The organism is Actinomadura rubrisoli, assembly GCF_004349215.1.
GTDB lineage: Bacteria > Actinomycetota > Actinomycetes > Streptosporangiales > Streptosporangiaceae > Spirillospora > Spirillospora rubrisoli.
In genome coordinates, this window is the sequence record NZ_SMKU01000544.1 from 1 (window position 1) to 3,887 (window position 3,887).

The window sequence follows — 3,887 nt, forward strand, 5'->3', positions numbered from 1 at the left end:
CATACCGACTGTCACCATGTCTGCCACTAAACCGGCCTGGCCATAGCCGGACATAGGCCGGTTTAGTGGCAGACATGGTGACAGTCGGTATGTCCTGCTTAGCTCAAAATGAACGGCCGCATCGAGCACCGTCGGCATAGCCGCCCGAGTCCGGCCGAGCCGGAGCGGGCGACGGCGAGGGGGACGCCATGCCATTGAGCCTGATCAAGGGCCAGTACCGGATCCTGCGCACCGAACCCGATGGGGATTCGATCCGGTTCGTCCCGGACGATCCCGACGCCTTCACCAAGCTGCGCCTGAAGGCGCGGGTGAACCGGGCCGGCGGCGCGCAGCTCCGCCTGGACGCCATCGACGCGCTGGAGACCCACTACACTCCGGCGGCCCACGGCGGGAGCCCCCTGCACCAGCCCCTGCACCTCGCGCACGCCGCCGGCGCCCGGCTCCTCGACCTGCTCGGTTTCCGGGACGTGCGGCGCGACGGCGAGACCGTCGTCGAGGCGTCGCCGGAGCGGACTCCCGGCCACATCCTCACGCGCTTCGCCGACAAGTACGGCCGCCCGGTGTCGTTCGCCTTCGCCGGGACCGCCGGCCAGGAGGACCTGTCCCCCGTCTTCGTCGACGCGGCGCTGCTGCGGCAGAGCGCCAACCACCGGCTCGTCGCCGAAGGGCTGGCCTACCCGACGTTCTACAGCAAGCTGTTCCCCGACCTGCGCGAGGAGCTGACCGCGGCCGCCGGCAAGGCCCGCGCGGCGGCGGCCGGCGTGTGGGCAGACGACGTCACCACCAGCGGCGGCACCATCGAGGCCGTCGCCGACCTGGGCGAGCGGCTGGTGCTGCTGCCCAAGCTGTTCCGCCGCCTCGCCGACTACTTCGCGCTCGGCGGCGGCGATCCGTCCCTCGACGGCTTCGCGGAGTTCCTGGCCGCGCGGGACGACCGGCTGTTCGTCATCTCCGACGCCCACGCCACCGGCCTCGACACGATCGTGGAGGTCACCGGCCGGTCCGTCCGCATGACGCGACCGCCCGAGGACCTGATCTTCATCGAGGCCTGACCGCGCGGTGACGGCGGCGATGGTTGACCGGACAGGATTCGAACCTGCGACCCGCTGTTTGTAAGACAGCCGCTCTGCCGACTGAGCTACCGGTCATCGCGCGGGACGAATGGTCCCGCGCCTCCCCGGCGACCGGGGAATGTGCGCCTTCGGCGGAGCGACGGCGGCTGCTGGAGCAGGATTCGAACCTGCATGACGTGATTCAGAGCCACGCATCCTTCCCTTTGGATGATCCAGCATCGGGTGCCCTCCGGCGGGCGGTGGCGTCCGCTCCGCCTGGGCACTGGCGGACCGGCCGGGGGTCGTTACTCCCGCCGGTCCAGTCCAGAGCCGCACTCGGGAGTCGAACCCGATTCTCCTGGGTGGAAGCCAGGCACCTCACCATTTCGGCCTGTGCGACAAAAGCGTGTCGTCGGGAAGCACGGACTCGAACCGCGCGTCTCCCGCTTCCGAAGCGGGCGGGGCGCCACCTCCCCCTCTTCCCGTGAGGTCGTCCAAAGAAAAAGGCCGCCCGGGGCGTCTCCCCCGGCGGCCTCTGGCTGAGCCTGACGGCTTCACCCTGAGGCGTTCCCGGGGACCACGCGACCGCGTTGCGGCCCGAAAGGCCGCCACGTCTGCCGGGCGAAATTCGCGACCATCTCCGAGGCTCCCTTCCGGTGTTCGTTCGGTTCCGTTGCTCATATGGTGGAGCAGCGGGTTCGCCGGGGCAACGAGTTTTTCTCCGGCGCCCTTTATGACGCGCCGTTCCGCCCGCCGGTTCCCGGGCAAGGCAAAGGAGGAGAGGCGCGCGGCCCCTCCTCCTTTGACCCGTTCGTCAGACGGCCCTGCGTCGGGTGCGCGAGCGTGCCGGGCGGCCCCGCGACGGGGTCAACAGCCTGCCGAGCACCCGGAACGGCAGCGTGACCACATTCACGATGGTGCCGATGATGGCGCTGAGCGCTGCGCTGATGCGGCGCATTGGGTTCTCACTCCTTCGGTCGTCCGAGACCTTCCTTTTACCCGGACAGGAGGTTCTAACCGCGCGCCGTCCCGATGACCACCGTGGCGTACTGCTCGTCCGAGCGCGCGACCTCGGCGGCCAGCCCGCCGCCGAGTACCGCGTCGACCGCCGCCGGCACCTGCCGCTCGCTCGTCTCGAACAGCAGGCGGCCGCCGGGCGCCAGCCACGCCCGCGCCTCACCGGTCACGCGGCGCAGGACGTCGAGCCCGTCCGCGCCGCCGTCGAGCGCCGCCCGCGGTTCGTGCAGCCGCGCCTCCGCCGGAAGCAGCCCGACCTCCCCGGCCGGGACGTAGGGCACGTTGGCGAGCAGGACGTCGACCCGTCCTTTCAGCGTGCCGGGCAGCGGTTCGTACAGATCGCCCTCGTACACGTGCCCGGCGGCGCCGACGTTGCGCCGGGCGCAGGCCACGGCCGCGGGGTCGATGTCGGCCGCGTGCAGCTCGCACCCGCCGAGGGATGCGGCCAGCGCGGCGCCGAGCGCCCCCGACCCGCAGCACAGGTCGACGACGACGGCCGCGGCCGGGGCGAGGGCGGCGGCCTGCCGGACGAGGAACTCGGTGCGGCGGCGGGGCACGAAGACCCCGGGGTCCACGGCGACGCGCAGCCCGCAGAACTCGGCCCAGCCGATGACGTGTTCGAGGGGCAGGCCCGAGGCCCGGCGGGCCACCATGGCGGACAGCTCGTCCGGCGTGCCGGCGGCCGAGATGATCAGCCGCGCCTCGTCCTCGGCGAAGACGCACCCGGCGGCGCGCAGCGCGGAGACGACGGACTCTGGGCTAGGTGATGACATGAGCGCCTTTCAGCAGCCTTCGGGCGCTCCCAGGAAATCACCAAGGTACCCCATCGCTCAGGCCACGGAGGGGCAGGCGTCCTCCTCGCCGGGCGTGCGGGTCGGCAGGTGGATCCACCCCTGCCTGCGCCGTCCGGCGACGTGCACCCGGAGGCCGGGCCGGTAGCTGTCCGCGCGGATGCCGTCGTACCCGTGCTTCACGATGCTCCAGTAGATGTCCTCGGACACCACCAGGACGAGCGGCGCGATGGACTCGCTGAGGCACTTCTTCAACCTCGGCGCGTCCAGCAGCCGGCAGGCCACGTCCACCGCCTCGCCGAAGTAGCCGTTCTCGTCGCGGTGGACCTCGCCGGCGTGCAGCACCACGCGCACGCGCATCCCGCGGACGGGCAGCTCCGCGGGCGGCAGGGCCCGGTTGTAGTCGTCCAGCATCTGGACGAACTCCGGGACGAGCCTGCTCAGCAGCCGGGTCTTCGGGACGTCGTCCACCGGGTGGATGAGGGCGAGCACCCCGTCCCCGCGGTCCTCGAAGGGATCGAGGAATCCGGGCTCGACGCCGCTGCACGCGAGCGCCAGGTTCAGCATCCGGTACACCTGGTGGCGCAGTTCCGCCTTGACCGGGTTCGTGCGGACCGTGGACTTCTCCAGGTCGATGACGAAGATGCTTCGGTGAACCGGAAGGCTCCTCATCGGGCCTCCTTCACTCCCTCGGCCGGAAGGCCGGTGCTCCTGCCTCGGGGCAGGACTTGGGGTGCAGGGCCACTGCGGGGTGGTGACCGGGTAGGGCAGGGCGACATGGCTCCGCAAGCTCCGACCGTACGGCAGAGACGTCTGGGAATCGAGTTGCGCCGGTTGCGCGACGCGAAGTCCCAGACGGTTGAGGAAATCGCGTCCCAGTTGACCTGGAGCGCCAGCAAGGAGCCTTTTCCATCTTGATCGTGCTGGTCACAAGGTGGTTGCGGTGGACTGAGTCGGCCGGTGACGCGACGAGGCTCCTGGTAGATGCGAAGTCGACCAAAACAACCGCCCTGCCAGGAGCCTCTGG

At 70.7% G+C, this 3,887-nt stretch carries 4 protein-coding genes and 4 tRNA genes; 1 reads left to right on the forward strand and 7 read right to left on the reverse strand.

From position 1 onward, the window contains the following. Positions 1–188: 188 nt before the first annotated feature. Positions 189–1,052, forward strand: coding sequence for a nuclease (locus E1298_RS44970; RefSeq protein ID WP_131903493.1), 864 nt, complete (start codon positions 189–191; stop codon positions 1,050–1,052). 20 nt (positions 1,053–1,072) lie between these two features. On the opposite strand, the gene E1298_RS44975 is transcribed toward E1298_RS44970, so the two are convergent. The 7 genes from E1298_RS44975 to E1298_RS44995 form a co-directional block, all read right to left on the reverse strand. Then, positions 1,073–1,148, reverse strand: a tRNA-Val gene (locus E1298_RS44975). 71 nt (positions 1,149–1,219) lie between these two features. Then, a tRNA-Gln gene (locus E1298_RS44980) sits at positions 1,220–1,291 on the reverse strand. Positions 1,292–1,380: 89 nt separating this feature from the next. Beyond that, positions 1,381–1,452, reverse strand: a tRNA-Gly gene (locus tag E1298_RS48985). A 12-nt stretch (positions 1,453–1,464) separates the two neighbouring features. Further along, positions 1,465–1,537: transfer RNA gene (locus E1298_RS44985), tRNA-Pro, on the reverse strand. A gap of 329 nt (positions 1,538–1,866) precedes the next feature. Continuing rightward, positions 1,867–2,010, reverse strand: a complete 144-nt coding sequence (locus E1298_RS48990; RefSeq protein ID WP_165975962.1) for an LPFR motif small protein — start codon at positions 2,008–2,010, stop codon at positions 1,867–1,869. 55 nt (positions 2,011–2,065) lie between these two features. After that, positions 2,066–2,842 (reverse strand): putative protein N(5)-glutamine methyltransferase, encoded by a 777-nt coding sequence (locus tag E1298_RS44990; RefSeq protein WP_131903494.1) that lies wholly within the window; start codon positions 2,840–2,842, stop codon positions 2,066–2,068. A gap of 57 nt (positions 2,843–2,899) precedes the next feature. Beyond that, complete coding sequence (locus E1298_RS44995) at positions 2,900–3,532, reverse strand: nucleotidyl cyclase domain-containing protein (protein ID WP_131903495.1); 633 nt, start codon at positions 3,530–3,532, stop codon at positions 2,900–2,902. Positions 3,533–3,887 lie beyond the last annotated feature (355 nt).